Raw genomic sequence first — 23,986 nt, forward strand, 5'->3', positions numbered from 1 at the left:
GTTCAATAAGTTATCTTATCTTAAACACTTGCGTCATGTCAATGCTTCATCAGAATTATCTTCCCTTTTTTTCACCTCAATATTAGCATCACCAAAAAGCATATTTTCAGAGCAGAAATGAAAAAACACACACAAAAATATTTAAATAGTATAGACTATTCTTATGAATGTGTTATACTAATCGAAACAAAACAAATTCAACGGTAAAGGAAGGGTTTTTTTATGAACTCAGTGGATTTAAAAGAAGATTTGCAGTCATTGCTCTCATTAGAAAATACGCACCAAAATTTATCTGTTCCGAAACTTGTTGAAAAGATTTTGGCACGTGATGAAGGCGTTTTAACATCAACAGGAGCTGTCCGTGCTACAACGGGTGCCTACACAGGACGTTCGCCTAAAGATAAATTTATCGTAAAAGAAGAAAGCTCTGAACATAAAATTGATTGGGGTCAAGTCAACCAGCCGATTTCTAAAGAAGCATTTGACCGTTTATATACAAAGGTTGTGTCATACTTAAAAGAACGTGATGAATTATTCGTCTTTGAAGGATTTGCCGGCGCAGATGAAAGATACCGTATGCCAATTACAGTGGTGAACGAATTCGCATGGCACAATCTCTTTGCAAAGCAACTATTCATCAGACCTGACGGATCAACACCTTCTTCAAACGAAAAACCTTTCACCATCTTATCTGCACCGCATTTTAAAGCAGATCCTGAAACAGATGGCACAAACTCTGAAACGTTTATTATCGTTTCTTTTGAAAAACGCACCATTCTGATTGGTGGAACAGAATATGCAGGAGAGATGAAAAAGTCCATTTTCTCTGTCATGAACTACCTGCTTCCTGAGCAAGATATTTTATCGATGCACTGCTCAGCAAACGTCGGTCAAGAAGGCGATGTCGCACTATTCTTTGGCCTTTCAGGTACTGGAAAAACGACGCTTTCAGCTAGCGCAAGCCGCAAGCTGATCGGTGACGATGAACATGGCTGGTCTGGCTCAGGAGTCTTCAATATTGAGGGCGGATGCTATGCGAAATGTGTGAACTTAAGCGAAGAAAAAGAACCGCAAATCTACAAAGCCATCAGCTTCGGATCAGTTCTTGAAAATGTCGTGCTTGATGAAGAAACACGTGAAGCGGATTATGACGACACATTCTTCACTGAAAACACACGTGCTGCTTACCCAATTGAAATGATTGATAACATCGTGAAGCCAAGTATCGCAGGACACCCATCTGCCATTGTCTTCTTAACAGCTGATGCATTTGGCGTTTTACCTCCAATCAGCCGTTTAACAAAAGAACAGGCGATGTACCATTTCTTGAGCGGTTACACAAGTAAATTAGCAGGAACTGAGCGCGGTGTTACATCACCAGAAACGACGTTCTCTACTTGCTTCGGTTCTCCATTCTTGCCGCTTCCAGCTCACGTCTATGCTGAAATGCTTGGCAAGAAAATTGATGAGCACGGCGCAAAAGTATTCCTTGTGAACACAGGCTGGACTGGCGGAGGCTATGGTACAGGCAAACGTATGAACCTAGCGCATACAAGAGCAATGGTGCAAGCAGCGATCGAAGGTGACCTCGACAACGCCGAAATGATCACTGATGACATCTTTGGATTACACATCCCGCTTCATATTCCTGGCGTACCAGATGAAGTGCTTCAACCTTCTAAAACATGGGATGACCAAGAGGCTTATCAAGAAAAAGCACACTTCCTTGCCAATGAATTTAAAAAGAACTTCCAAAAATTCAGCCACGCAGCAAGTGACATTGAAGCTAAAGGCGGACCACTCGTATAATCAAATAAAAAAAGCTGAGGAATCACTCCCTCAGCTTTTTTGTTAGTTTGTTGAATGTAATGATACGAGACGATAAGTGACCTTAGTCACATTGTCTGTAAGCTCCAGCTTTTCAACATGTGCTGTCCCTGTTTTTTCTCCGTCTTTCGTTTTACGCACCTCAAGCGGAATATTTAATGGATAAATGCGGTATCCTTCCTTCATGAGTTCAAATACATTCTCTTCAATTCTTGTCTCTTTTCCCTTCGTGACAATCATTGTATTAAATTCAACAGGCATTCCCATATTGAAAATCCCCCTACTTTCTAAATTTCGTTATACTGCTTATTTTACCACATTTTCGCTTTTCCGGCTGAGCATCCACGTCGTCAGCCTTCTGACAATTTCGCGATTATGCTGGGGTGGAAAATAATGGTTGCGCCCATGGAAATACCAAGTCTCCACTGACTTCCCGTGCTGGCGCAGCGCATCTTCTAATAAATACGCATGCTCAATGGATACATTTTGATCCTCTTCTCCGTGGATGATCAGAACAGGCGCTTCAATTTTGTCCACATCATTTAAAGGCGTTCTGTCCTCATAGGCCTCTGGCACCTTATGCGGGGGACCGCCAATCACACGTTTCATCATCCTTCTCATATCCACACGCTCTTCATAGGTAAGCTTCATATCACTAACGCCTCCCCATGTCACAAAGGAGGCCGCCTCTTGTTTCATTTCGACAGCAGTCCAAATGCCCATAATGCCTCCGCGCGAAAAACCAAAGATATGAATACGATCCTGCTTCACCTTTTTGTGATGCTTTAACAATTGAAAGGCAGCAAAAGCATCTTTCCGGTCCTCTCCAGCAAAGTCTTCGTTCCCTTCGCCTCCTTGATTTCCTCGGTAAAAAGGGGCAAATACGACAAATCCCTGCGCGGCAAATTGCACAATTCGGCCTGGTCTCACCATTCCCACATTTTTTATGCCGCCTCTTAAATACAAAAAGCCGTCATAATGACCTTCTCCGGCAGGTTCAGCAAGCAGCCCTTTGATCCGAAGTCCATCTACCTCATAGGTCACTGTAAATAAGTGAATCTGCGGATGGGGGGACGGAAACCTTCTTTTTTCCACAATCACTTGATTTCTCTCCTTTTCATCTGTTCTTACGTTAATTGCTTGATGATCGCTTCTGCAACGAGCTGACCTGATTTTGTCACCATCGGCGTGCCTCCGCCCGGATGACTTGTTCCTCCAACAAACCAAAGTCCTTCAATGTCCTTTGACTGATTATTGATACGGAAGAACGCCTGCTTGAATGAGTTGGAAGACATCCCATAAATGGCTCCATGAAATGCGCCCGTTTTCTGCTGCAGATCAAGCGGAGTTTGAACCGCTTCATATTCGGTCACCTGATCTATATCAAAGAGACCCTTTTCCTTTAATTTTGTTTTCATATGCTGCTGATATGTCTCCTTTAGCATGTCCCAATCTTGCTCTTTTGTCACATAAGGCGCATTCGCCAGTACAAACAAGTTGCTTCTTCCCGGTCCTCCGCTTAAAGCTGGTTCTGAATGACCTGAATAACATATGTAGAGCGCCGGATCTTGAGGCAGTTGTTTTTGTTGAAAAATATCCTTGAATTCTTGCTCATAATTCTCTGGGAAAAACACATTGTGATGGGACAGCTGTTCATAGACCTTAGGTACACCTAATAAGAGAACAAAGCCAGATAATGACGGTTCAATAGTAGCAAGCTTTTGATTTAAAAAGCTTGGGCGGTCTTTTTCATCAATCAGATGGCGGTAGACAGTCAGCGCGTCCGCTCCTGCAATAACTTGATCAGCTTCATACATCTGGTGAGCCGTTTCTACTCCTGTAATTCGCCGGTCCTTCACATGAATCTTGTTGACTTGTTCATTCAGATGAATCTGTACACCTAATTCCTTTGCCAAAGTCTCAAATGCTTCAACTAAACGATATGTACCGCCCTTTATGCCATAAATCCCTTTCTCTCCTTCTAAATACGCCATCATATTAAAAATAGCCGGTGCCTCATAGGGAGAAGAGCCGATGTATGTCGCATACCGTCCGAACATCGCCAGTGTATGAGGATGACGGAAATATTTTCGGAGCAAGCGTTGAACGGTTGTAAACGGTTTGACAGAGAGAAGGGCTTTCACGAGTTTTACATTCGCCTTATCCTTCCACGTCAGTAACAAACGATTTAAAAACTGATCCTCAGCCTGTTCAAAAAGCATCTTTGATTCCTGTAAAAATGGACGGTATTGCTTTGCATCTTCAGGACTGAATGCTGCAATTTGTGATTCCATCTGCTCGATATTGGGCGTAAATTCAACCGTATGTCCATCTGAAAAAACATTTTTGGTCAGAGGAGAAATCGGATAAAATGTCACGTAATCCTCCATCCGTCTATGACAGGAAGCAAATACTTCCTCAAAGTACGACTTCATTGTAATGGTACTCGGTCCTAAATCAAAAGAGTAGCCAGCCTCCTGATGGCGCTGCAATTTCCCGCCTAAAGCCGCTTCTTTTTCTAATATGGTGACCTGAACCCCGCGTGATTGTAAACGGATCGCTGCTGATAATCCGCCCAGCCCGCCACCGATGATGATCACTTTTTTCATTCGTACCTTCTCCCTTTCCATTCATACCCTTCTTTTTTCAGACCGATTTTCATAGAAGCAAAGCCAATGGCGATCAGACTCAAAATGCTGACCGGTAATAAAAAGGCCATTGCAGAAGTTCTTCCGTTCTCAATATCAATTGCCGCTTTGATCGACACACCTAGTCCGTAGCAAAGAATGGCTAAGCATATACTAAGCACATCCAGCTTTAACAAAGCCACCATCAAGCAAATGATTGGTGCCAAATAAAGCAGGGTGTATAAACAAAAGACACTGCTTAACAAAGCAATGCTTCGATTGACACCTGGAAACAAGTTTTTCCTGTAACCTTCCCATACCTCTTGGCCACTCTCATACATTCTCATATACACAAACGGATGAATGCTTGCAAGAGTGAACGGAAACCCTTGTTCCTTCACCCGTCTAGCCAATGCCATATCATCCACTAGCGAATCCTTAATCGCTTCATGTCCGCCGATGTCGTGATAGCAATTCTTTTCAATGGCAATAAATCCTCCATGCGCGGCGGCAAAAGCCGGATTCTTTGATTTTCTGACCCACTTCACAGGCAGATGACAACCAATGGTAAACATCATCATGGGAACGACAAGATGCTCAAAGAAAGTGCCGGTTTTTTGCTCTGGGAAGCCTGACAGCATGCCGGTTTTTTGCGCGCATAACTGCTCGTACACAGCTTCTATTGCTCCCCGTTTCAACCGGACATCCGCATCTAAAAAGAATAGCCAATCAGAAGCCGCTGCTTCAGCAAGCTGAGAACAAGCATATGATTTTCCTAGCCACCCTTGCTTTAATGCCTGACCTGACTGCACATGAATCCATGGATATGTTTGTGAGAATCGCTCCACAACCGCTCTTGTCTGATCGGTCGAATGATCATCAAGTACAATCACCTCTTTCGGAAAAAGACGCTGATCAACGATCGACTGAAGACAGGCTTCTATCCGTTTCTCCTCATTTCTAGCCGGAATCAGGATCGATAACGAAATGGGTTCGTCTGATGAAAAAGAAGCGGGCTTTAACACGGGAAACTGCTTCATATTCCATATCGTGAATAGAAACTGGCAAAGCAGGAGCACGCTGATCACAGTTAAGAAGAGCGCCATGTTTTCACCCACTTTTTAAAAGAATCAAACGCATCACTTGTTGACTGACTTGTCCTTGTGATCTGTTTAAATTCTTCGTTTGTTGAAAAATCAGGATCTGCAATGATCTGTGCTTGATGTCTGTTTAACTGCGTTTCAAGCAGATCGCCAAGCATACACGTCATATCCTTGCTTCGCAGGGAGCTTCCAGATACGATGGCATCATCGCCGAACATAACAGAAACTGTCGGCTTTTGAAATTGATTAAATGTATACTGCAAGGTGACAGGCTTCACCACAACTTGTTCAAATTGCCTCACTAAAAAAGAAGCCCCGCCTTCCAGTTCAAGCGGCCGCACGTCCTGATGCATAATTTTCCCCTGTGGAAAAAGCCAGACCGCTCCGCCGTCCTCCATGTTCTCTTTTGCTGTCATTAAAGCGTGTTTCACACTTTTTAAGTTCTCTTTATGAACCGGAAACGCCCCAAGTTTACGAAAAAAAGCATATTGCTTCAGCTGTTTCTCTTCCATCATCATGTAGTGATCAAATTCAGACGCTTTTTCTGTTAAAAGAAAAATGATCAGACCATCCCACCATGAGCTATGATTGGCGAGATAAAGAACAGGCAGGTTTTCCTTCGGATCGACCGAGCCTTTCATCATGACACAGCGGAAATGCTTATGAAGTAAATATCGCTCTAGATAAAGTGAAAATAGACGTCTAAACGATCGACTTTTGTCGCTTTCTTTCAAATCGAACCCTTCCTTCACACAAAATGACAATGATGAGTGCTAAATAAAAAATGACATCGAGTCCACCCTTTAATGCCAGAAGACCAAAAAAGAACACCATCGCCTGATAAATACGACTCGTCCAGCTGAGTGCCTTTTGATCAATTGAGACAAGCGGGAAAAGAAATGAAAGTCCTGCTCCAATCATACCCCAGCTCACAAAATTCTCAAAAGGAATACCATAAAACCCGCCGCCGTCATACCACACCCAAAACTTCCGCTCTGCTGCTACTGGATCTAAAATAAGGTCAAGCAACACAATCCATATCCCCGTTTCGATGGCTCGTCTCCACTTTGACTGCTGACTGGATAAAAAAAGGCTATTTAAAAACACGCCAACCCATGCAAACGCAATGGTTAATGGCACCCCCGCCACTAGAAAACCTAACGTCGGATAATAGTCATAGGCCCCAAATGGGAACCCCGTTGTGATCCCTATCCACTCAACTGTAAATGTAAGCACCCCGACAATGGCTGCCCTTTTGATGACAAATCCCCATGAGCCATAAATCTGTCGCCCGATCTCGATGACGCAGCAAGCATACAGCACAAGAAAGATTCCGTTTGCAAACTGAAGCCATGCTGGCACTTCAAAAAAGACCATTAAGATCAGACCTACTAAATACCATCCAACAAAAACCCAACTCAATCTATACACGAAACCGCTCCTTTATTTCTGCCAAATTCAAGAAAGCCTTCATGCCTCTAGTATAGAAAAAAAGATGCGTTCTATAAATAAACAATGCGCTTCTTATTTTTATCTAGGCACTCACCAAAAATCCCTTTTTACATACTTTAATAGTGATCTAGAACAAAGGAGGCGAATTACTCTTGAATCGTTCCATCAAAGTCAGACTGGCATTCATCGTCGTCGTCCTGCTCTTTATTCCATTTGTCGCCTGTAAAAAAGAACAGGAGCAGACCGTACAAGTAGCCGAGGTGACCCATTCGGTCTTTTATGCTCCGCTTTATGTCGCACTATCTGAGGGTTTCTTCAAAGAAGAAGGCCTGGAGGTTGAACTGAAAACCACTTGGGGCGGCGATAAAACGATGACAGCTCTCTTATCAGGCGGTGCTGATATCGCCCTGACCGGCTCTGAATCCTCTATCTATGTAGAGGCTCAAGACACAAAGGATTCTGTCATGAACTTTGCACAGCTGACCCAAACAGACGGCACATTTCTTGTTTCAAGGGAGAAAGTAAACCAATTCTCTTGGGATCAATTAAAAGGAAAAGACTTCTTAGGACAGCGGAAAGGCGGCATGCCGCAAATGGTCGGTGAATATGTCTTGAAAAAAGAAGGCATTGATGTCAAAAAGGATCTTCGTATGATTCAAAATATTGATTTTGCCAACATTTCAGGTGCGTTCTCCTCTGGAACTGGCGATTTTGTGCAGTTATTCGAACCGACCGCTTCCTTACTCGAAAAAGAAGGTAAAGGGTACATTACCGCCTCCTTTGGAGAAGCTTCTGGCAAGGTGCCATATACCACCTTCATGGCAAAGAAGAGTTACTTAGAGGAAAACAAAGAGACCGCTGAAGCCTTCACCCGCGCCATTTACAAAGCGCAGAAATGGGTAGAAGCCAAACAGCCTGAGGAGATCGCAAAGGCCATTCAATCTCATTTTCCTGATACAGATCTTGATGTCTTATCAACTGCGATCAAACGCTACAAACAGCAAGATTCCTTTGCAACAGATCCCCTTTTGAATGAAGAGGAATGGAACAAATTGCAGGAAATCATGAAGAAAAGCGGTGAATTGCCGGAATTTATCCCGTACAAACAACTTGTCGATTCCTCCATTGCAAAGAAGGTCACAGATCACAAATAGAATAGGAGGTAGCACATGTCTTTCCTTCAAATTGACCATGTGACCCATACGTACTTCTCTTTAAAAGAAAAAACAACGGCTATACAGCACATCAATTTGGAGATAGACCAAGGTGAATTCATCTCATTTATTGGTCCCAGCGGCTGCGGAAAAACCACCTTGCTGTCTATCATCGCAGGAATCACACCGCCCTCTGAAGGTCGAATTTTAATCGAAGGAAAAGAACCCAATCAACAGGAGCATCAAATCGGCTATATGCTCCAGCAAGATTATTTGTTTCCTTGGAAGACCATTAAGGAAAATGTGATCCTCGGGTTAAAAATTGCGAAACAAGATTCACATGAGTCCGTCTCAGCTGCCCTTGATTTACTACCTAAGCTTGGACTACATGCAGTAGAGGAAAAATATCCGAAGGAGCTGTCTGGCGGAATGAGGCAGCGTGCGGCTCTCGCCCGAACGCTTGCAGTTGATCCCGGTCTGCTTTTACTTGATGAGCCATTTTCAGCGCTAGACTATCAAACCAAACTCACATTAGAAGATCTCGTCTTTGACACATTAAAAAACTATCAAAAAACAGCAGTCCTTGTGACACATGACATTGGCGAAGCCATTGCGATGAGTGACCGCATTTTCTTATTCTCAAAACACCCAGGCTCTATCCAGCGAATCTTTCCCGTTCCAGACGACATAAGGGCTCTCTCTCCTTTTGAAGCGAGACAGACCCCGCATTTCCAAGAGCTCTTTCAAACGATTTGGAAGGAGCTGAAAACAGTTGAAACACAGTGATCTATTACATGAAGCCTATCGCAAAAAATACAGAATGGAAAAACGGATCACACGTATCTATCAGCTCATCATATTCGCCAGCTTCTTTTCACTTTGGGAGCTTGCTAGTCATTTCAGGTTCATTGATCCGCTTATTTTCAGTGCACCATCAGCGGTCTGCCAATTGTTTGTGCAAAAAATTCAAGATGGTTCTTTAATGAATCATATGAGTATTACATTATTTGAAACAGTGCTCGGTTTTCTACTTGGTACCTTTTGCGGCATTTTGCTCGCCGCCGCCTTATGGTGGTCCACCCGATTAGCAAACGTTCTTGACCCTTATTTAGTCATTTTAAATGCCATGCCAAAAGTGGCCCTCGCCCCCATTTTAATTGTTGCCCTTGGACCTGGTATGATCAGCATCGTCGCCATGGGTGCGATCATTAGTGTGATCATAACGACGATCGTCATTTACACTGCTTTTCAAGAGGTCGATGAGAATTATTTAAAGGTGATGAAAACCTTTGGTGCGAGAAAAAGCGTTGTCTTTCGAGAGGTCATTTTGCCAGCTAGTATTCCAACGATGATTTCTGCCATTAAAGTGAATGTAGGTCTTTCTTGGGTTGGGGTCATTGTAGGAGAATTTCTTGTATCCTCAAAAGGGCTCGGCTACATGATCATTTACGGCTTTCAAGTCTTCAACTTTACACTCGTGTTCTTAAGTCTTTTCATTATTGCCGTGTTTGCGACCATCATGTACCAGCTTGTGGAATGGCTCGAACGCCGTTTTCTCCAAAAATAAAGAAAGCACAGGGAGATCTCCCTGCGCTTTTTTTAACGAATCAAACCGTTCTTTTCTAAATAAGCTAGACTTTGTCTTAACACATCATCTTTCATAATAAAACTGAAATTCTTATTTTTTGCGATGGACCTTGGCAAGTCTGCGAAAAGAACAGGTCCTTTCGTTTCAAAATACGTGTCTTGCTTCTCGAGCCTTTCAATATCAGCGAAATAAATATTTTTTACGATGACCTTTTCTCTACCTAGCACCTGATATTGGCCAATATACGTTAATTCACGAACAACAGCACCCGTCTCTTCTTGAATCTCACGTATAGCGGCTTGGTCTGCTTCTTCATTTGGCTCAACTTTCCCTCCTGGAAACTCATAGCCCCGATCCTCATGTTCTGTGAGCAGCCATTTCCCCTGATAACGGCAGATGGCCCAAACATGCTTTGGATGACTTGAAAAAGGCTTCTCTTCAAAGGAGAGCTTGACCGTATTATGATAATAATCTTTAAATACATGCATGTAAAATCCCTCATATCCTGTCCTTGCTTCTTGTAAAACATCATACCACAGATCACATTTCTCTGAAGAATTTTTATCAAAAGTGAAACAAACGAGTGGTTTCATTCCGTCTGTATTTAAAATGAGGTATTGTTGCTAAAACCTTTTTATCATCCCCAACTTCACCACATTTTAATCATGAAACCTTTTATCCCTTGATGACGTAAATCAATGAGTGTTTGTCCTATGACGCCGAGGAGGAAAACAGCATGAGGATAACAAATGGGTCAAAACAAGAGAAAGACCAAGCGCATACGTTCAGTAAAATTGAAAAAGTAGACGCCTCTCATGAGATGATCAAGAAACATCTCATCAAAGGGCAAAAGCTAGAGTTAACAAAAGACAATCCGAATATCGACCAAATTCAAATCGGGCTTGGCTGGGATTTGGCTGGCCAACCAATTGATTTAGATACGCAAGTGTTTCTCTTAAATGAAGAGGACAAACTGTTGTCTCCAAACCATCTGATCTATTATCACCAGCAGCAAAGCTTAGACGGAGCTGTTCGTCACCTTGGTGATCATCAAGTAGGCGGCGGGTATCGAGACAATGAAATGATCATTATGCAATTAAGCAGAGTCTCTCCTGATATTCATAAAATCGTTGTAACAGCCACAATACATGATGCCCACGAGCGCAAGCATCATTTTGGACAAGTGACGAACGCCTATGTGCATCTGACTGATCAAATCTCACAACAAGAGATTTGTACCTTTCAATTAACAGAAGATTATTCGTATTGTACCTCCATCATTTGCGCTCAACTCATCAGAGATAAGGAAGAATGGAAAATCATCGCAACCGGGCAAGGAACTACGTTAGATTTACATGATTTATGCCGCATCTACGGATTCACATCTTGACGCATGGAAGGAGCAGGCACCAATGGGATTTCATTTCAACACAATAGAAGAACTCACTTTACAAGCAGAAGGAAGCGGAATCTTTTTTGCGAAAAAAGGCGCAATGATTGCCGATCAAGGTACGTTTCAATATCGCAAACGACTACTCGGAACGAACAAAGGAAATATGGTTAGCCAAGTATTTAACCATATCAGCAGGAAATTGACAGGTGAAAACCTTGAAGTGATGGAAGTGAGTGGACAAGGCACTTGTTATTTGGCTGATTCCAGCGAGCACGTGACAGTGATTAATCTTGAGCCAAGCGGTCCTTGGCAGCATGTAAGTGTAGAAAGTGAGGATTTACTTGCTTTTACCGAGGAATGTCATTACGGCGTGACACCAGTAGGCGTTGGGATATTATCACAAAAAGGACTATTTACATCAAAGCTCTCCTACCAAGGCCACGGGGCGCAGGTCGCCATTAAAACAAATGGAAACCCGCTCATTTTAAAAGCTCCTTGCCGTGTAGATCCTGACGCCATTGTCGCTTGGACAGGTAAAGCACCGAAGGTCAAATTAGATGTGAACTGGAAGACCCTCATCGGACAAACATCTGGTGAATCCTACTTATTTGAGTTCCAAGAACAAGACCAAATTGTTATTATTCAGCCATCTGAGCGTACATCCGGCTTACGGGTCGGTTTAGACGATAACCGTTACAAGCCTCAGAGCCAGGGCTCATCTCATGAATTTACGAATTCACAGTCATCTCAGCAAGAGAATAGAGGCGGGCTTAGTGATCTCATCGGAGGCATCTTACAACCGCGAAAATAAAAGCATGTAGAAAATCTCTACATGCTTTTTCAATTCATTAATCCATTTGTTTCAATAAAATTCTTTGTCTCTTCATTTCCGAGCTTAAAAATCATAGAGTATATCTCTTTTCTTTTTCGATCCATTTCATCATTCGGACTGTCATAATGATATTCAAGATACGGAACATGCGCTCGAAAGAAGCCTTTCCAATCGGTCATATACTGTTCATCGAAATATTCCCTCAACTGCAAAATTTGATCATCATCTGCTTCTATTTGAAATTGCCAAGCCGCCGCATCTCTATGCTGCGATATCGATCCATCTTGTACGGATACATAATATGTGTGTCTCGTCATCTGATTCATCCTTTTTCCTTTAGTATGACCAGTTACGAAGAAATTACGGCTTTTTGCGCAATTTATTTTTTAACATGTCCAACACATCAATAAACAACTGTGGAATAGGAATTCCGAGGGCATTGGCTGTCGAGACGATTTGGTAAGATTCATAAATAATATAAAAGATGATCGCTAAATCCTTAATCATCCCGTTTGTCTTCAGCATGACATCAAAGAAATGAGCCATCGATATTAAAAAGACCGTCACAATCTTTCGAACAAGCCGCGTAGAAAAACGTTTCATTGTGAGCTGTCCTGTCAAAGATTCTCTTAGGCTTGAACAAATTAATTCAATCGCCATGAGTGTTACTAATATCATCAGTAAATATCCTGCTCCACCAAACAGAAAGCCCATCGCTGACAAACTGACTGTAAACAACGAAAAGATGCCTAAATCCTTGCTCACTTGGCATCAACATCCTTTCAGAGTGGAACTCCTTACCTCAATAGTATATGTCAGTTCCTCGCAATAGCTTGGACGACAAAAAATAAAGGCGTCGTCTTTTAAAGAAAAAAAGCCGCCTTGTGCGGCGGCTTCCATCTTTAGACTCTCACATCGATAAAGCGAGCGTCTGAATCCTTTGGCTGAACAGCTTGAGGCTGCTGCTGGACTTGATCCAGCATGACCATGGCTTGTGCTGTATTCGTAGCAAGCTGTGAATTCAACAAACTAATATTAAGTGTTTTTTGAATGCTCGCGACTTGCTGACTCATCATTCCTGCAATAGAAGACATTTTCTCCCCTCCCTTCTCTTTTCTCTTCGGCTGAAAGCCCTATGATTTCAATGGGCTGTCTGTCCCGATTCCAACAAAAAAGGAATGTCGATCTCTTGACGATCGACATTCCTTCCACATACGTATTAACCTAAATATGCTTTAAGCATCCAGTTGTGTTTCTCAATAGATTGATGAATTGCAAGCAGCATATCACCGGTTGTTTCATCGCCAACTTCTCCAGCCAGCTCCATTCCTTGCTTTAATTCTTCAGCAATATTGGAGAAATCATCATATAGATTTTTCACCATTTGCTCCGCTGATTCATTTCCTTCAGCTTCTTGAATGCTAGAAATTTCTAAGCATTCTTTCATTGTCGCAACAGGTTGTCCATTTAACGCAAGCATACGCTCAGCCAAATCATCAATGTATGTCGCTGTTTCTGTATAAAGTTCCTCAAATTTCTCATGGAGTGTAAAGAAGTCTTTTCCCTTTACGTACCAGTGATAGTTATGTAATTTTACGTAAAGCACAGTCCAATCTGCTACTTGTTTATTGACGACGTGTAATAATTTTTCAGACATGTTTATTCCTCCTTATGTAATTGCGTTTAGTATGAGAATACCCTTTTCCTATTATACTGAAACCTGCCATGAATTTCTTCTATTTTGACTGCATGAAATATATGTTAATATGGAAATAAGGAGGGAGTTAGATGCTGCTACTTGGGATTATCAGCTTTATCATTATCTCAATCGTTGTCTTTTTATCGCTGTGGACAACATCGAAGGCTTATGAATATAAGCATAAAATCGACACACCACAGGATGCTGAACCAAACCAACGTCCTAACCCGAAATAAAATGACACTTAATGATGTGAGGTTTCTTCTTCAGTAGATGAATTCTCTTTTTTCACATCACCTACATGGATGTTCGTCTTTGGCATATTATGCTGCTGTTTAGCTGTCACATGGACTTGTATGATATAAAGGCCATCTTTTTTAAAGGCTGTATGTAATTCATATACACCTTTGTTCTCTTTCTTTGGCTGAATCATCTTGCTGTTATCCTTATCGCCATCTTTCCACACTTCAAATTGAACATCGTCTGCGTCATCAACAGGCGTATCACCATATGTGACAGCTGCTTTTACTATAACGCTTTCATTTTTCTCCACTTGTTCAGGTCCTGTAAGCTTCACTTCTAATAGTTCAGGCACCTCCCCTTTGCCACTATTTGCTGCAGAGTTCCCACATGCACTTAGTAACAAAAGCAACACTATCATTCCCAACATTTTTCGCATCCAGAGTTCCCCCTTCTATTACTGACATGTCCATTTTAACAAATATCCCCTATTTTGACATCTCATGATCGAATACAAAAAAACCGGACATCATGATGTCCGGTTTATGATTGATTAACCAAATACTTTGAGAAGCTCTTCTTGATCTTGAGAAAGCCAGAAACGCATCAAACGTTTTGCCCCTTCAAGGTCATGAAGTTTCGCTTGACCGCATTGCTCTTCGTTTGCAGCAGGAATCTCTGTTACCTCAACTGCATCCTTGAATGTTGCATCAAGAAGTTCAACGATTTCTTCTGGAGTTGGTGCACCACTGACCACTAAATAGTAGCCTGTCTGACAGCCCATTGGAGAAATATCAATGATATCAAAATGATCATATTTCTCTGAGTGTGTTCTAATGTTAAACGCAAGTAAATGCTCTAATGTATGAATCGTATCAGGTTTCATTGCTTGTTTGTTTGGCTGACAAAAACGAATATCAAATTTATTGACTTCTCCATCTGATCCCACTTTATGAACGCCACAATGACGAACGTATGGCGCTTTTACAGCATTATGATCAAGTTCAAAGCTTTCAACTGAAGGCATAATCACCACTCCTATAATTGCAATTTCCTATATTATAACATATTTCTCCGACCAGTTTAGTTTATAAAACTTTCCTTCCTTGTCCTTTTTTCTTATACTGTGAAAGACAGACAAGGAGGAACCTTTATGAAACAAATTTTTATCGGCATCATACGCTTTTATCAAAAATGTATTTCCCCTCTTACACCGCCTAGCTGCCGGTTTTATCCAACATGCTCAAACTACGGGCTAGAAGCGATCAAAACGCATGGCGCTTTAAAAGGCGGCTGGCTCACCATCAAACGGATTTTAAAATGTCATCCGCTCCATCCTGGCGGCATCGATCCTGTCCCGCCGAAAAAGGAAAAATAACTTACTTTTCATATCCGTTAACGACTACGTCAAGCTTGCCAGTTCCAGGATCAATGACAAGACCGTGCACAGGCACATTTGATGGGAGGAGCGGGTGGTTTTTCACAACGGACACACTGTCCTTCACACTCTCTTCGACCGAACTAAAGCTTTTGAGCCACTGTTTAAAATCAATTCCTGAGTATTCCAGTACTTCAATCCGTTTTTCTGGGATACCCCGCTCAATGGCTTTGTTTAAAAGTGTTTGGCTATCTATTTTGCTCATACCGCAATCATGATGTCCAATGACATAAACCTCGTCAGCATTTAATTCGTAAACAGCCACTAAAATGCTTCGCATAATACTTCCAAATGGATGAGACACAAGAGCACCAGCACTTTTGACGATCTTGATATCTCCATTTTTCATGTTCATTGCACGTGGAAGCAGCTCGACAAGTCTTGTATCCATACATGACAGAATGACAGCTTTTTTCTGTGGAAACTTCGTTGTTGTAAACTCTTCGTATTTCTTTTCTTCAATAAATTGTTGATTATATTCGATGATTTCTTCTAAAAGTTTCATACGTTGTCCATTCCTTTATCTTTTTTTAAAAATAAATATAGCACAATGTGAGAAATTTCGTCACGTTTTGCAGCGCATTTTTTTTAAAGGAAACATCTTCTGGTGAAATTTTTTTATTTTCCTCTTTTCAAATCGTAATTATTACGATACAATAACTCAGGACATTAAATCGTAATCATTTCTATCTAATAGATTGAGAGGAGACATTTTCCACATGAAAAAAATCTTTTATATGTTAATAGTTGCTTTATTTGCGATCGGCCTTGCCGCTTGCTCAAGCAGTGCGGGCACAAATGCTTCAAAAGGAAAAGCAGATGGAAAACTAACCGTCTACACCACTATTTTCCCTATTCAAGATTTCACTGAAAAAATTGGCGGTTCTCATGTTCATGCGCAAAGCGTCTACCCTGCCAATGCAGATGCACACAGCTTTGAACCAAGTTCAAAAACGATGGTTGAAATGGCTGAAGGTGACGCCTTCATCTACAGCGGCACAGGTGCTGAAGCATTCGCTGACAAAACCGCGTCTACCTTAAAAGACCAAGGCGTGAAAACAGTCAAAGCAGCCGAAGGCATCAAATTGTTATCGACAAAAGAAGAGCATTCACATGAAGAAGAGGAAGATCATGATCACGATCATGAAGGAGAAGAACATGACCATGATGGACACGATCACGGAGATAAAGATCCTCATGCATGGTTAGACCCTGTTTATGCACAGCAAATGGCGAAAAACATTAAAGATACACTCGTTTCATTAGATCCAGATCATAAAGACGAATACACAAAAAACTATGAAAAACTAAAAAAAGATTTGCAATCGCTAGATCAAGAGTTCAACACAACATTATCTAAAGCAAAACATAAAGAAATCCTTGTTTCCCATGCAGCCTACGGTTATTGGGAAAAGCGCTACGGTATTGAGCAAATTAGTGTATTAGGATTATCCGCTTCTGAAGAGCCTTCACAAAAGCAGCTCGAAAGCATTGTTCAAAAAGCTGAAAAGCATCACATTCAATATGTGATTTTTGAAAACAACGTCAGTAGCAAAGTCTCAGATACGATCCGCAGTGAAATTGGGGCAAAAAGCCTCACACTTAAAAATTTAGAATCTATAACTGAAGATGACGCCAAAAATGGCGAAAGCTACGTTAGCTTAATGAAACAAAACCTAAAGACCTTGAAAACTGCTTTAAATGATTAATTGTTAAACCCTGGGTGATGATCCGGGGTTTTTTGCTGTAAAAAAAGCACACCATTGTAGGGTGTGCTTTATTGTAGGGTGTGCTTTTTTATATTACATTTGATACTTTTTCTTAAACAACTCGGCTCTTCCGCCTTTTTCTCCGAATTTTTGGCGTCCTGTATAAAAAGGATGCGTATCAGAGCTTGTTTCTACTTTTATGACAGGGTACGTTTTCCCGTCTTCCCATTCTACTGTCTCATTGGATGACTTTGTCGATTTACTCAAAAAGCGGTAGCCGCTGTTTACGTCCATAAATACAACTTCATGTGAGGTTGGATGAATATCTCTTTTCAATGTCAAAACTCCTTTCGTTGTCAAAACGTAATCATTACGCTTTATATTTATATTCTACTCCCTCTTTTACAACTTGTCAAAAATCAAGCTTTCTTAGTCAGGAAGAATAATCTAAAAATGGTGGAGAATAATAACATCATGAAAAAGAGAAGCGATAAGAAAGGCGGAGAAAAAATTGACTGATCTCGTTTTAGCTAGAAGCCTGTTCGGCACAACCATGGGCTTTCACATTATTTATGCCTCGCTTGGCGTCGGCATCCCGCTAATGATTTTGTTAGCTGAACTCATCTTCCAAAAAACGAAAGATCCTCACTATGCTGTCATGGCGAAACGGTGGACGAAAGCGCAGGCTGTCTTGTTAGGTGTCGCCATTCCAACAGGAACGATTGCTGGTACCCAGCTCGCTCTTCTATGGCCTGGTTTTATGGAAGTCATCGGAAAAGTCATGTCACTGCCATTTCAGATTGAAATTTATGCGTTCTTTATTGAAGCATTATTTATGTCTATTTATGTGTACGCAGCGGATCGCCTATCACCTGCTATGCGCATTATTACCGTTATTTTTGTCGTGATTGGTGCAGCCGCTTCAGCGATCCTGATCACAAACGTACATGCATTTGAAGGTACTCCTGCTGGCTTTCAAATGGTCAATGGAGAAATTACGAATATTGAGCCTTGGAAGGCCTTTTTCAATCCAAGCTTCGTCGTAACTGCGACACATGTCGTGCTGTCTGCTTTTACAACAGGTGCTTTTGTCATTGCATCAGTAGCCGCTTTTAAAATGCTCAAAACAAGAAAGAATGAGAAACTCTATACGTTTCATCGAAAAGCTCTTTTTCTTGGACTCATTGTAGGCGGCCTCTTCTCATTTCTCACGGCCATAAATGGTCATGAGTCTGCTCAGCTTCTGTACGAATATCAGCCTGAAAAGTTAGCAGGTGCTGAAGGTTTATTTGAAACACAATCACATGCACCTCTTGCAATAGGTGGTTTTACTGATGCCGATTCAAAGGAAATTAAAGGAGCAATTGAAATCCCTTGGGCGCTTAGTTTCCTTGCAGGGAATAGCTTTGATACAGTGGTCAAAGGCTTAAATGATTTCCCGCGTGACGAGTGGCCCCCTTTATTTATACACACGTTATTTAATGGCATGGTCATTATTGGCTCAGTCCTCATTTTGTTTGCGGTGCTAGCACTGCTTTATCGTAAAATTTTAAAACGCGAACATTATCCGAAGTGGCTCCTTTTTCTCTACTTATTCGGCGGACCCCTTAGTCTTTTAGCTATTGAATTCGGCTGGATCTTTGCCTGTACAGGCCGTCAGCCATGGGTCATTTACCGAATGCTCAAAACCTCAGAGGTCGTCACATCATCAGGCTCAATTGGCACACTCTTTATCCTATTTGCCATCGTCTATCTCATCTTAGGCATAGCAACTGTGATTGTGCTGACGTACTACTTTAGAAAACATTCGATTGAAGAAGACCTACGGTTAACAGAATCTTAAAAAGGAGCGATCTAGATGCAAATGGATGTGACAACTGATGCACTCATTGCAATCACCATCTTATGGGGGTTCGTTTTTATCTATGCAGTGATGGCATCAATGGATTTCGGCGCAGGATTTTGGTCCATGATTTATATGAATAAAGAACAAACAAAGGCCGCTAATATCGCAAATAAGTACCTCTCTCCAACATGGGAAGTAACGAACGTATTCATTGTCGCAATTGTTGTTGCGTTGTTTAGCATGTTTCCAGGTGCGACCTTTGTCCTTGGTACTGTTTTATTAATACCCGGCAGCATTATATTATTGCTTCTTGCACTGCGAAGCGGGTTTCTCGTATTTTCTCATTCTCTTCCTAAAAAATACAGAAAAGCAGTGACTTACATTTCAGGGATTAGCGGCTTTATCATTCCATCGATCCTCATCATGGTTCTTCCGATTACTCATGGTGGATTTATCTTTGAGCAGAACAACAACTACTCTTTAGATCTTGGACTGGTCTTTACGAGTGCAAATGTCTATTCTTTTGTCGGCTTTGCCATTTTCAGCACCCTTTTTCTTTCATCATTGCTTTTAGCTGATTTCTCGAATGTGGCTGATGAAGATGAAGCTTACAGCATTTATAGAAGAGGAGCGCTCATTACGGGTCCGCTTTCACTCATGATGGCCTTTTTCATCATGCTGACATTAAGAAGCGAGGCAAATTGGCTGTTCACAAAAATGATGCAGAACTTCCCTATTCTTCTTGTATCACTCTTGATGTTTTTGCTAGCAGGGCTGGCTCTATTTTTGCCAAATAGCCGGTTTAAGCATCGGAAAGGCAGGCCGCGTTTAGCTGTCATTGCGATTACCATTCAATATTTTTTAGCAAGCTACGTGTACGGACGCGCCCATTTGCCTTATATGGCCTATCCAGATATTACAATCATGTCTGGATTTACAGACCCTGTGACATTTAGAGCATTATTTATCACGTATATTGTAGGTTTTATCATCTTATTTCCTGGGTTCTATTTCTTCTGGAGATTGTTTATGAAGGATAAGCGCTATATTCGCCAGGAAGATTAACGTGAATGGATGAGGTTCATTTCGGTTACATTATAGAAGAAAGACATACTCAAAAGGAGGTCATCTGTATGAGTCAAAAAATCCTTTGTGAAGTCAATAACTGTTCCTATTGGAATGCTGGAAACCGCTGTGGTGCAGATGCAATCTATGTCGTCAGCCATACAGGAAATACGGCTGAAAAAAGTGAAGAAACGGATTGTAAAACGTTTAAACCACAAGACCTTTAAGTCTCATTTAAGGAGGCGCTTCACATTGAAACACGATCGGCTGCTTCAAACGTTTTTTGATGAAATTCATGATGCGGACGAAGCCGCATTTTATCAGGCTGCTCACTCCTTTTTAAATCTTTGGGATTATGAATATGGCCATGCAGCAGACATGCCAAGTGAGATGAATCACTATATTGGACAGCTTGCTTATGACAGTGAACTGGTAGAAGAGTAAGAAAGAGCGGATCACCGCTCTTTCTTTTTTGTTGAGACAGGAAGGAAAGACTTTCTCTCACTATATATAGTTTTTAATGGATGTGCAAAAGGTGAATATCTCATTTTCACATCACAAAATCATGTTTTGTAAACACGTCAATTTTATCTGAAAAAGAACGAAGCGCTTGATAATCCACTTCTACGCCCATTCCTGGGGAACGAGGCACCTCAATAAAACCATTTTCAACCTTGATTTCAGGATAAATAATATCCTGCTCCCAATATTTTGACGAAGCTGAAATATCACCTGGAATAGTAAATTGCTGAAGAGAAGCAAGTGCCACGTTCTGCGCGCGGGAAATGCCTGTTTCAATCATTCCCCCACACCATAATGGAATTTGATGCTCTTTACTAAATGTATGGATTTTAAGGGCTTCTGTTAGCCCACCAACTCGTGAAGGCTTCACATTAATAATCTGACAGCTGCCAAGCTCTACAGCTTTTCTAGCGTCATCTAAGGAACAAATACTTTCATCCAAACATATCGGTGTTTTTAAATGCTTTTGCAAATGGCGATGATCGACGATATCATCTGCAGCTAATGGCTGTTCAATCATTAATAAACGAATGTCATCGAGCTGCTTGAGTTTGCTTATATCTTTTAACTCATAAGCAGAGTTTGCATCCGCCATGAGTGGAAGGTGGGGAAAAGACTCTCTAATTTTTTTAAGGATTCCAATATCCTGTCCCGGCTTAATTTTCACCTTTACACGCTGATAGCCTTGGTCCACAAATTGCTGTATTTGCTTTAGCATGTCATCAATGGGTCCTAACCCTGCTACAACTCCAGAAGGTATTCTATCCTTGGTACCGCCTAATACATCTCGTAACGACTTATTCTCACGCTTCGCATAAATATCCCAAACAGCCGCTTCAATTCCCGCTTTCGCCATCCTATTCCCTTTAAATTGGTACAGGCTGTCTGGTATGTCTGAAGGGTGTGTAAAGGTGCGTGTCAGCACATTTGGTATAAAGAAAGCTCTCAGCATATGGTAACAGGTCTCAATGGTTTCTTCCGTATACCACGGAGAAGAAAAGGCTGACACTTCTCCCCATCCAGTCAATCCCGTTTGATCTTTTACCTCGACAATAATAAATTCACGATCTGAGATGGTCCCAAGACTTGTGGTAAATGGCTGCTTGAGCTTCATCGTAACATGATATAAAATCACTCGTTCAATTTGAATCATCTAAAAACCCCTTTGACTTGAGTCTGTGCCTCTGCAATTTATTTGACGCATTTCTTGGCAGCTCGTCCACAAAGTGAAAAGAGGCAGGCCATTTATATTTTGCTAGATGCGACTCACATAAAGCATAGAGCTCATTCTTCGATATTTTATGATCTGTGACAAGAAAGGCAGCTGGTACCTCTCCCCATCTATCATCATCTATACCCGTCACTCCGGCTTCCTTTACATGCGGATGTGTTAACAGGACCGCTTCAATTTCAGCAGGATAAATATTCTCACCGCCAGAAATAATCAAATCTGAACGGCGGTCAAGCACAAATAAAAAACCTTCCTCATCCACATAGCCAATATCCCCCGTTTTCAGCCAGCCTTGATCAAAGGCAGCAGCGGTCGCCTCTTCACGGTAAAGGTACCCTTTCATGACATTTGCCCCTTTCACCATAATTTCGCCATGCTCAAAAGGACAACAAATGCGTGTACCATCTTGAATTTTCAGCTCACACCCAAAAAGGGGTTTTCCCGCTGATCCAAGCTTTTCTACACTAAATTCAGGTGCAAGGGTCACAATTTGTGAACAAGTCTCTGTCATGCCGTACGATTGAAAGACAGGGAACCCTTTCTCTTTGCTTTCTTGAAGCATCGTCAAAGGCGCAGGCCCTCCGCCTAATAAAAGACAGCGCAAAGAAGACGGACATTCTTCCAGTCTGCTTAATAAACGAGATAACATTGTTTGGACAACAGATATCATCGTCACACGATGCTGTTCAATCGAACCTATTACTTCATCGACATCAAACTTCTGATGAAGTACGATAGTCATCCCATAAATCACAGACTTAAATAAAGCGGATAATCCGCTAATATGAAAAAGAGGCAGTGAAATAAGCCAGCGATCATCCTCTCTGAGGCCCATATTGAGTGCAGAGGAAACTGCACTATGAAAATGATTACCAAACGTTTGCTCGACCCCTTTTGGGCGTCCTGTTGTGCCAGATGTATACATGATCGTCGCTGTTTGGTTCAAGTCAAAATCGTTTTCGATTTTCTTTACATTCTCTTGACCTGCTTCAGGTAATGTCTCCATTGTATAAACGGGAAGTTCACCCTTATGATCACTGGCATAAACAGGTTCAGTAAATAAAGCGGCTGCTTTTGCATCTTCAAGTTGAAAGCGTCTTTCCGCTTTTGTTAACTTATTGTTCAATAGAACGATTTTGAATCCTAATGAAAAACAAGCATGAACAAGCATCACCATTTGAGGATGATTGTTCATCAGAAGCCCGACTGCTTCCCCTTTTTTTAATGATGTTTGTGCAAGTCTATTTGAAAGCTCATTGACTTCATCAGCTAAATCGCGGAATGTCCATTTTTTATCTTGATAAATGAGCGCGACTCTTTCTGGTGTTACATAAGCACGGTGGAGCAGCCAATTCGGTTGCTTCATCATGACACCTCCTTTTCGTAAAAGAAAACAGCTTAGTCTGATGCACTAAGCTGTTTTTCATCGGTATGATTGAATCAAGGGAAACGCGGGAACTGACCGAAGTCCGGCTTGCGTTTTTCCTTAAAGGAATCGCGTCCTTCTTTTGCTTCATCTGTTGTGTAATAAAGAAGTGTCGCATCTCCTGCAAATTGTTGAATTCCAGCTAATCCATCCGTATCTGCATTAAATGCAGCCTTCAAGAATCGTAAAGCAGTCGGGCTCTTTTCTAGCATCTCCTCACACCACTTCACTGTTTCTTCTTCAAGCTGCTCTAATGGTACAACTGTATTGACAAGGCCCATATCAAGCGCTTCTTGTGCATTGTATTGACGGCATAAGTACCAGATTTCTCTCGCTTTCTTATGACCTACAATACGTGCAAGGTAGCCTGAACCATAACCAGCATCAAAGCTGCCTACTTTTGGACCAGTTTGTCCAAATACCGCATTATCTGCTGCAATTGTCAGGTCACATACAATATGAAGAACGTGTCCGCCGCCGATTGCATAACCAGCCACCATTGCAACAACAGGTTTTGGAATGACACGAATCAAACGCTGTAAGTCCAGTACATTTAGACGCGGAATTTGGTCGTCTCCTACATAACCGCCATGACCGCGCACTTTTTGGTCTCCACCAGAACAGAATGCTTTGCCGCCAGCACCTGCAAGTACGATCACACCAACATTTGAATTATCACGAGCACGCGAAAATGCATCAATTAATTCACTCACAGTCTTAGGTGTAAACGCGTTATGTACGTGTGGACGATTAATCGTAATCTTTGCAATCCCATTGTACGTTTCATATAGAATTTCGTCATATTGACGCTCAGTTTGCCATTCAATAGCCATC

General features: G+C 41.7%; 31 protein-coding genes. 13 read left to right on the forward strand and 18 right to left on the reverse strand.

Annotated elements, in window-relative coordinates:
• The first annotated feature begins 222 nt into the window (after positions 1-222).
• Positions 223-1,809 carry a phosphoenolpyruvate carboxykinase (ATP) gene (gene pckA, locus NKR21_RS15110; protein WP_012010978.1) on the forward strand — a complete coding sequence of 529 codons (1,587 nt, stop codon included), beginning with the start codon at positions 223-225 and terminating at the stop codon, positions 1,807-1,809.
• Between the two features lie 42 nt (positions 1,810-1,851).
• On the opposite strand, the gene NKR21_RS15115 is transcribed toward pckA, so the two are convergent.
• From NKR21_RS15115 to NKR21_RS15140, 6 genes are read right to left on the reverse strand one after another with little or no spacing between them, the layout of a single operon-like run.
• Entirely contained in the window at positions 1,852-2,094 is a 243-nt protein-coding gene (locus NKR21_RS15115; RefSeq protein ID WP_003217584.1) for a DUF2584 domain-containing protein, read from the reverse strand.
• A gap of 39 nt (positions 2,095-2,133) precedes the next feature.
• The gene (locus NKR21_RS15120) at positions 2,134-2,928 is read right to left on the reverse strand and encodes an alpha/beta hydrolase family protein (RefSeq protein WP_119125270.1); all 795 of its coding nucleotides are present in this window, start codon (positions 2,926-2,928) and stop codon (positions 2,134-2,136) included.
• Between the two features lie 26 nt (positions 2,929-2,954).
• Positions 2,955-4,436, reverse strand: coding sequence for a phytoene desaturase family protein (locus NKR21_RS15125; RefSeq protein ID WP_012010980.1), 1,482 nt, complete (start codon positions 4,434-4,436; stop codon positions 2,955-2,957).
• Positions 4,433-5,560 carry a glycosyltransferase family 2 protein gene (locus NKR21_RS15130; RefSeq protein WP_012010981.1) on the reverse strand — a complete coding sequence of 376 codons (1,128 nt, stop codon included), beginning with the start codon at positions 5,558-5,560 and terminating at the stop codon, positions 4,433-4,435. The genes NKR21_RS15125 and NKR21_RS15130 overlap by 4 nt, the downstream gene beginning before the upstream one ends.
• Positions 5,545-6,291, reverse strand: a complete 747-nt coding sequence (locus tag NKR21_RS15135) for a lysophospholipid acyltransferase family protein (RefSeq protein WP_041815872.1) — start codon at positions 6,289-6,291, stop codon at positions 5,545-5,547. The genes NKR21_RS15130 and NKR21_RS15135 overlap by 16 nt, the downstream gene beginning before the upstream one ends.
• Positions 6,260-6,988, reverse strand: a complete 729-nt coding sequence (locus tag NKR21_RS15140) for a carotenoid biosynthesis protein (RefSeq protein WP_012010983.1) — start codon at positions 6,986-6,988, stop codon at positions 6,260-6,262. Before NKR21_RS15140 ends, NKR21_RS15135 begins: the two co-directional genes overlap by 32 nt.
• Before the next feature lie 173 nt (positions 6,989-7,161).
• Here NKR21_RS15140 and NKR21_RS15145 point away from each other — a divergent pair, with 173 nt between their 5' ends.
• The 3 genes from NKR21_RS15145 to NKR21_RS15155 are packed head-to-tail and all read left to right on the forward strand — an operon-like array spanning position 7,162 to position 9,730.
• Positions 7,162-8,163, forward strand: coding sequence for an ABC transporter substrate-binding protein (locus NKR21_RS15145; RefSeq protein ID WP_012010984.1), 1,002 nt, complete (start codon positions 7,162-7,164; stop codon positions 8,161-8,163).
• A 15-nt stretch (positions 8,164-8,178) separates the two neighbouring features.
• Positions 8,179-8,949 carry an ABC transporter ATP-binding protein gene (locus NKR21_RS15150; RefSeq protein WP_012010985.1) on the forward strand — a complete coding sequence of 257 codons (771 nt, stop codon included), beginning with the start codon at positions 8,179-8,181 and terminating at the stop codon, positions 8,947-8,949.
• Positions 8,950-8,983: 34 nt separating this feature from the next.
• Positions 8,984-9,730, forward strand: a complete 747-nt coding sequence (locus tag NKR21_RS15155; protein WP_390624540.1) for an ABC transporter permease — start codon at positions 8,984-8,986, stop codon at positions 9,728-9,730.
• Between the two features lie 32 nt (positions 9,731-9,762).
• Here NKR21_RS15155 and ytkD read toward each other — a convergent pair whose 3' ends face one another.
• Positions 9,763-10,239: an RNA deprotection pyrophosphohydrolase gene (gene ytkD, locus NKR21_RS15160; RefSeq protein WP_012010987.1), complete on the reverse strand. Its 477-nt coding sequence runs from the start codon at positions 10,237-10,239 to the stop codon at positions 9,763-9,765.
• A gap of 248 nt (positions 10,240-10,487) precedes the next feature.
• On the opposite strand from ytkD, the gene NKR21_RS15165 reads away from it, so the two are divergent.
• Both NKR21_RS15165 and NKR21_RS15170 read left to right on the forward strand, forming a co-directional pair.
• Entirely contained in the window at positions 10,488-11,141 is a 654-nt protein-coding gene (locus tag NKR21_RS15165) for a TerD family protein (protein WP_012010988.1), read from the forward strand.
• A gap of 22 nt (positions 11,142-11,163) precedes the next feature.
• Positions 11,164-11,955, forward strand: coding sequence for an AIM24 family protein (locus NKR21_RS15170; RefSeq protein ID WP_012010989.1), 792 nt, complete (start codon positions 11,164-11,166; stop codon positions 11,953-11,955).
• A gap of 29 nt (positions 11,956-11,984) precedes the next feature.
• Here the strand turns inward: NKR21_RS15170 and NKR21_RS15175 are convergent, their stop codons facing one another.
• From NKR21_RS15175 to NKR21_RS15190, 4 genes are all read right to left on the reverse strand, one after another.
• A complete protein-coding gene (locus NKR21_RS15175; RefSeq protein ID WP_012010990.1) occupies positions 11,985-12,293 on the reverse strand; it encodes a hypothetical protein in 309 nt (102 codons plus the stop codon).
• A gap of 43 nt (positions 12,294-12,336) precedes the next feature.
• Positions 12,337-12,741: a phage holin family protein gene (locus NKR21_RS15180; protein WP_012010991.1), complete on the reverse strand. Its 405-nt coding sequence runs from the start codon at positions 12,739-12,741 to the stop codon at positions 12,337-12,339.
• Between the two features lie 137 nt (positions 12,742-12,878).
• Positions 12,879-13,070 carry a hypothetical protein gene (locus NKR21_RS15185; protein WP_003217712.1) on the reverse strand — a complete coding sequence of 64 codons (192 nt, stop codon included), beginning with the start codon at positions 13,068-13,070 and terminating at the stop codon, positions 12,879-12,881.
• A 125-nt stretch (positions 13,071-13,195) separates the two neighbouring features.
• On the reverse strand, positions 13,196-13,633 hold the full coding sequence (locus NKR21_RS15190) for a Dps family protein (protein WP_012010992.1): 438 nt from the start codon (positions 13,631-13,633) through the stop codon (positions 13,196-13,198).
• Positions 13,634-13,764: 131 nt separating this feature from the next.
• On the opposite strand from NKR21_RS15190, the gene ytzI reads away from it, so the two are divergent.
• A complete protein-coding gene (ytzI, locus tag NKR21_RS15195; protein WP_041815877.1) occupies positions 13,765-13,911 on the forward strand; it encodes a YtzI protein in 147 nt (48 codons plus the stop codon).
• A gap of 8 nt (positions 13,912-13,919) precedes the next feature.
• Here the strand turns inward: ytzI and NKR21_RS15200 are convergent, their stop codons facing one another.
• Positions 13,920-14,354 carry a FixH family protein gene (locus NKR21_RS15200; protein WP_012010993.1) on the reverse strand — a complete coding sequence of 145 codons (435 nt, stop codon included), beginning with the start codon at positions 14,352-14,354 and terminating at the stop codon, positions 13,920-13,922.
• Positions 14,355-14,468: 114 nt separating this feature from the next.
• Positions 14,469-14,942 (reverse strand): S-ribosylhomocysteine lyase, encoded by a 474-nt coding sequence (locus NKR21_RS15205; protein ID WP_012010994.1) that lies wholly within the window; start codon positions 14,940-14,942, stop codon positions 14,469-14,471.
• A 126-nt stretch (positions 14,943-15,068) separates the two neighbouring features.
• Here NKR21_RS15205 and yidD point away from each other — a divergent pair, with 126 nt between their 5' ends.
• A complete protein-coding gene (yidD, locus tag NKR21_RS15210) occupies positions 15,069-15,293 on the forward strand; it encodes a membrane protein insertion efficiency factor YidD (RefSeq protein ID WP_003217666.1) in 225 nt (74 codons plus the stop codon).
• Between the two features lies 1 nt (position 15,294).
• Here yidD and NKR21_RS15215 read toward each other — a convergent pair whose 3' ends face one another.
• Positions 15,295-15,858: a beta-class carbonic anhydrase gene (locus NKR21_RS15215; RefSeq protein WP_012010995.1), complete on the reverse strand. Its 564-nt coding sequence runs from the start codon at positions 15,856-15,858 to the stop codon at positions 15,295-15,297.
• A 214-nt stretch (positions 15,859-16,072) separates the two neighbouring features.
• Here NKR21_RS15215 and NKR21_RS15220 point away from each other — a divergent pair, with 214 nt between their 5' ends.
• Complete coding sequence (locus tag NKR21_RS15220) at positions 16,073-17,062, forward strand: metal ABC transporter solute-binding protein, Zn/Mn family (RefSeq protein ID WP_012010996.1); 990 nt, start codon at positions 16,073-16,075, stop codon at positions 17,060-17,062.
• A 93-nt stretch (positions 17,063-17,155) separates the two neighbouring features.
• On the opposite strand, the gene NKR21_RS15225 is transcribed toward NKR21_RS15220, so the two are convergent.
• Positions 17,156-17,398, reverse strand: coding sequence for a type B 50S ribosomal protein L31 (locus tag NKR21_RS15225; RefSeq protein ID WP_003217579.1), 243 nt, complete (start codon positions 17,396-17,398; stop codon positions 17,156-17,158).
• A 175-nt stretch (positions 17,399-17,573) separates the two neighbouring features.
• On the opposite strand from NKR21_RS15225, the gene NKR21_RS15230 reads away from it, so the two are divergent.
• The 4 genes from NKR21_RS15230 (at position 17,574) to NKR21_RS15245 (ending at position 20,417) form a co-directional block, all read left to right on the forward strand.
• Complete coding sequence (locus tag NKR21_RS15230; protein WP_003217550.1) at positions 17,574-18,905, forward strand: cytochrome ubiquinol oxidase subunit I; 1,332 nt, start codon at positions 17,574-17,576, stop codon at positions 18,903-18,905.
• Positions 18,906-18,926: 21 nt separating this feature from the next.
• Positions 18,927-19,973: a cytochrome d ubiquinol oxidase subunit II gene (locus NKR21_RS15235; protein WP_186299663.1), complete on the forward strand. Its 1,047-nt coding sequence runs from the start codon at positions 18,927-18,929 to the stop codon at positions 19,971-19,973.
• A gap of 68 nt (positions 19,974-20,041) precedes the next feature.
• Positions 20,042-20,200 carry a DUF1540 domain-containing protein gene (locus tag NKR21_RS15240; protein WP_008360682.1) on the forward strand — a complete coding sequence of 53 codons (159 nt, stop codon included), beginning with the start codon at positions 20,042-20,044 and terminating at the stop codon, positions 20,198-20,200.
• A gap of 25 nt (positions 20,201-20,225) precedes the next feature.
• Complete coding sequence (locus NKR21_RS15245) at positions 20,226-20,417, forward strand: hypothetical protein (RefSeq protein WP_012010998.1); 192 nt, start codon at positions 20,226-20,228, stop codon at positions 20,415-20,417.
• 106 nt (positions 20,418-20,523) lie between these two features.
• Here NKR21_RS15245 and menC read toward each other — a convergent pair whose 3' ends face one another.
• From menC to menB, 3 genes are all read right to left on the reverse strand, one after another.
• Positions 20,524-21,648: an o-succinylbenzoate synthase gene (gene menC, locus NKR21_RS15250; RefSeq protein WP_144457592.1), complete on the reverse strand. Its 1,125-nt coding sequence runs from the start codon at positions 21,646-21,648 to the stop codon at positions 20,524-20,526.
• On the reverse strand, positions 21,635-23,095 hold the full coding sequence (locus NKR21_RS15255) for an o-succinylbenzoate--CoA ligase (RefSeq protein WP_144457590.1): 1,461 nt from the start codon (positions 23,093-23,095) through the stop codon (positions 21,635-21,637). Before NKR21_RS15255 ends, menC begins: the two co-directional genes overlap by 14 nt.
• A 71-nt stretch (positions 23,096-23,166) precedes the next feature.
• A complete protein-coding gene (menB, locus tag NKR21_RS15260; RefSeq protein WP_012011001.1) occupies positions 23,167-23,985 on the reverse strand; it encodes a 1,4-dihydroxy-2-naphthoyl-CoA synthase in 819 nt (272 codons plus the stop codon).
• Between the last annotated feature and the right edge of the window lies 1 nt (position 23,986).

The sequence above is a fragment of the Bacillus sp. 1735sda2 genome, from assembly GCF_024159245.1.
Lineage (GTDB): Bacteria > Bacillota > Bacilli > Bacillales > Bacillaceae > Bacillus > Bacillus pumilus_O.

What these genes read in the sequence shown, in the direction of transcription:
- pckA (WP_012010978.1), top strand. Translation starts at nt 223, where the DNA reads ATGAACTCAGTGGATTTAAAAGAAGATTTGCAGTCATTGCTCTCATTA.
- NKR21_RS15115 (WP_003217584.1), bottom strand. Translation starts at nt 2,094, where the DNA reads ATGGGAATGCCTGTTGAATTTAATACAATGATTGTCACGAAGGGAAAA.
- NKR21_RS15125 (WP_012010980.1), bottom strand. Translation starts at nt 4,436, where the DNA reads ATGAAAAAAGTGATCATCATCGGTGGCGGGCTGGGCGGATTATCAGCA.
- NKR21_RS15130 (WP_012010981.1), bottom strand. Translation starts at nt 5,560, where the DNA reads ATGGCGCTCTTCTTAACTGTGATCAGCGTGCTCCTGCTTTGCCAGTTT.
- NKR21_RS15150 (WP_012010985.1), top strand. Translation starts at nt 8,179, where the DNA reads ATGTCTTTCCTTCAAATTGACCATGTGACCCATACGTACTTCTCTTTA.
- NKR21_RS15155 (WP_390624540.1), top strand. Translation starts at nt 8,984, where the DNA reads ATGGAAAAACGGATCACACGTATCTATCAGCTCATCATATTCGCCAGC.
- ytkD (WP_012010987.1), bottom strand. Translation starts at nt 10,239, where the DNA reads ATGCATGTATTTAAAGATTATTATCATAATACGGTCAAGCTCTCCTTT.
- NKR21_RS15165 (WP_012010988.1), top strand. Translation starts at nt 10,488, where the DNA reads ATGAGGATAACAAATGGGTCAAAACAAGAGAAAGACCAAGCGCATACG.
- NKR21_RS15170 (WP_012010989.1), top strand. Translation starts at nt 11,164, where the DNA reads ATGGGATTTCATTTCAACACAATAGAAGAACTCACTTTACAAGCAGAA.
- NKR21_RS15175 (WP_012010990.1), bottom strand. Translation starts at nt 12,293, where the DNA reads ATGACGAGACACACATATTATGTATCCGTACAAGATGGATCGATATCG.
- NKR21_RS15185 (WP_003217712.1), bottom strand. Translation starts at nt 13,070, where the DNA reads ATGTCTTCTATTGCAGGAATGATGAGTCAGCAAGTCGCGAGCATTCAA.
- NKR21_RS15190 (WP_012010992.1), bottom strand. Translation starts at nt 13,633, where the DNA reads ATGTCTGAAAAATTATTACACGTCGTCAATAAACAAGTAGCAGATTGG.
- ytzI (WP_041815877.1), top strand. Translation starts at nt 13,765, where the DNA reads ATGCTGCTACTTGGGATTATCAGCTTTATCATTATCTCAATCGTTGTC.
- NKR21_RS15200 (WP_012010993.1), bottom strand. Translation starts at nt 14,354, where the DNA reads ATGCGAAAAATGTTGGGAATGATAGTGTTGCTTTTGTTACTAAGTGCA.
- NKR21_RS15205 (WP_012010994.1), bottom strand. Translation starts at nt 14,942, where the DNA reads ATGCCTTCAGTTGAAAGCTTTGAACTTGATCATAATGCTGTAAAAGCG.
- yidD (WP_003217666.1), top strand. Translation starts at nt 15,069, where the DNA reads ATGAAACAAATTTTTATCGGCATCATACGCTTTTATCAAAAATGTATT.
- NKR21_RS15215 (WP_012010995.1), bottom strand. Translation starts at nt 15,858, where the DNA reads ATGAAACTTTTAGAAGAAATCATCGAATATAATCAACAATTTATTGAA.
- NKR21_RS15220 (WP_012010996.1), top strand. Translation starts at nt 16,073, where the DNA reads ATGAAAAAAATCTTTTATATGTTAATAGTTGCTTTATTTGCGATCGGC.
- NKR21_RS15235 (WP_186299663.1), top strand. Translation starts at nt 18,927, where the DNA reads ATGGATGTGACAACTGATGCACTCATTGCAATCACCATCTTATGGGGG.
- NKR21_RS15240 (WP_008360682.1), top strand. Translation starts at nt 20,042, where the DNA reads ATGAGTCAAAAAATCCTTTGTGAAGTCAATAACTGTTCCTATTGGAAT.
- menC (WP_144457592.1), bottom strand. Translation starts at nt 21,648, where the DNA reads ATGATTCAAATTGAACGAGTGATTTTATATCATGTTACGATGAAGCTC.
- NKR21_RS15255 (WP_144457590.1), bottom strand. Translation starts at nt 23,095, where the DNA reads ATGATGAAGCAACCGAATTGGCTGCTCCACCGTGCTTATGTAACACCA.
- menB (WP_012011001.1), bottom strand. Translation starts at nt 23,985, where the DNA reads ATGGCTATTGAATGGCAAACTGAGCGTCAATATGACGAAATTCTATAT.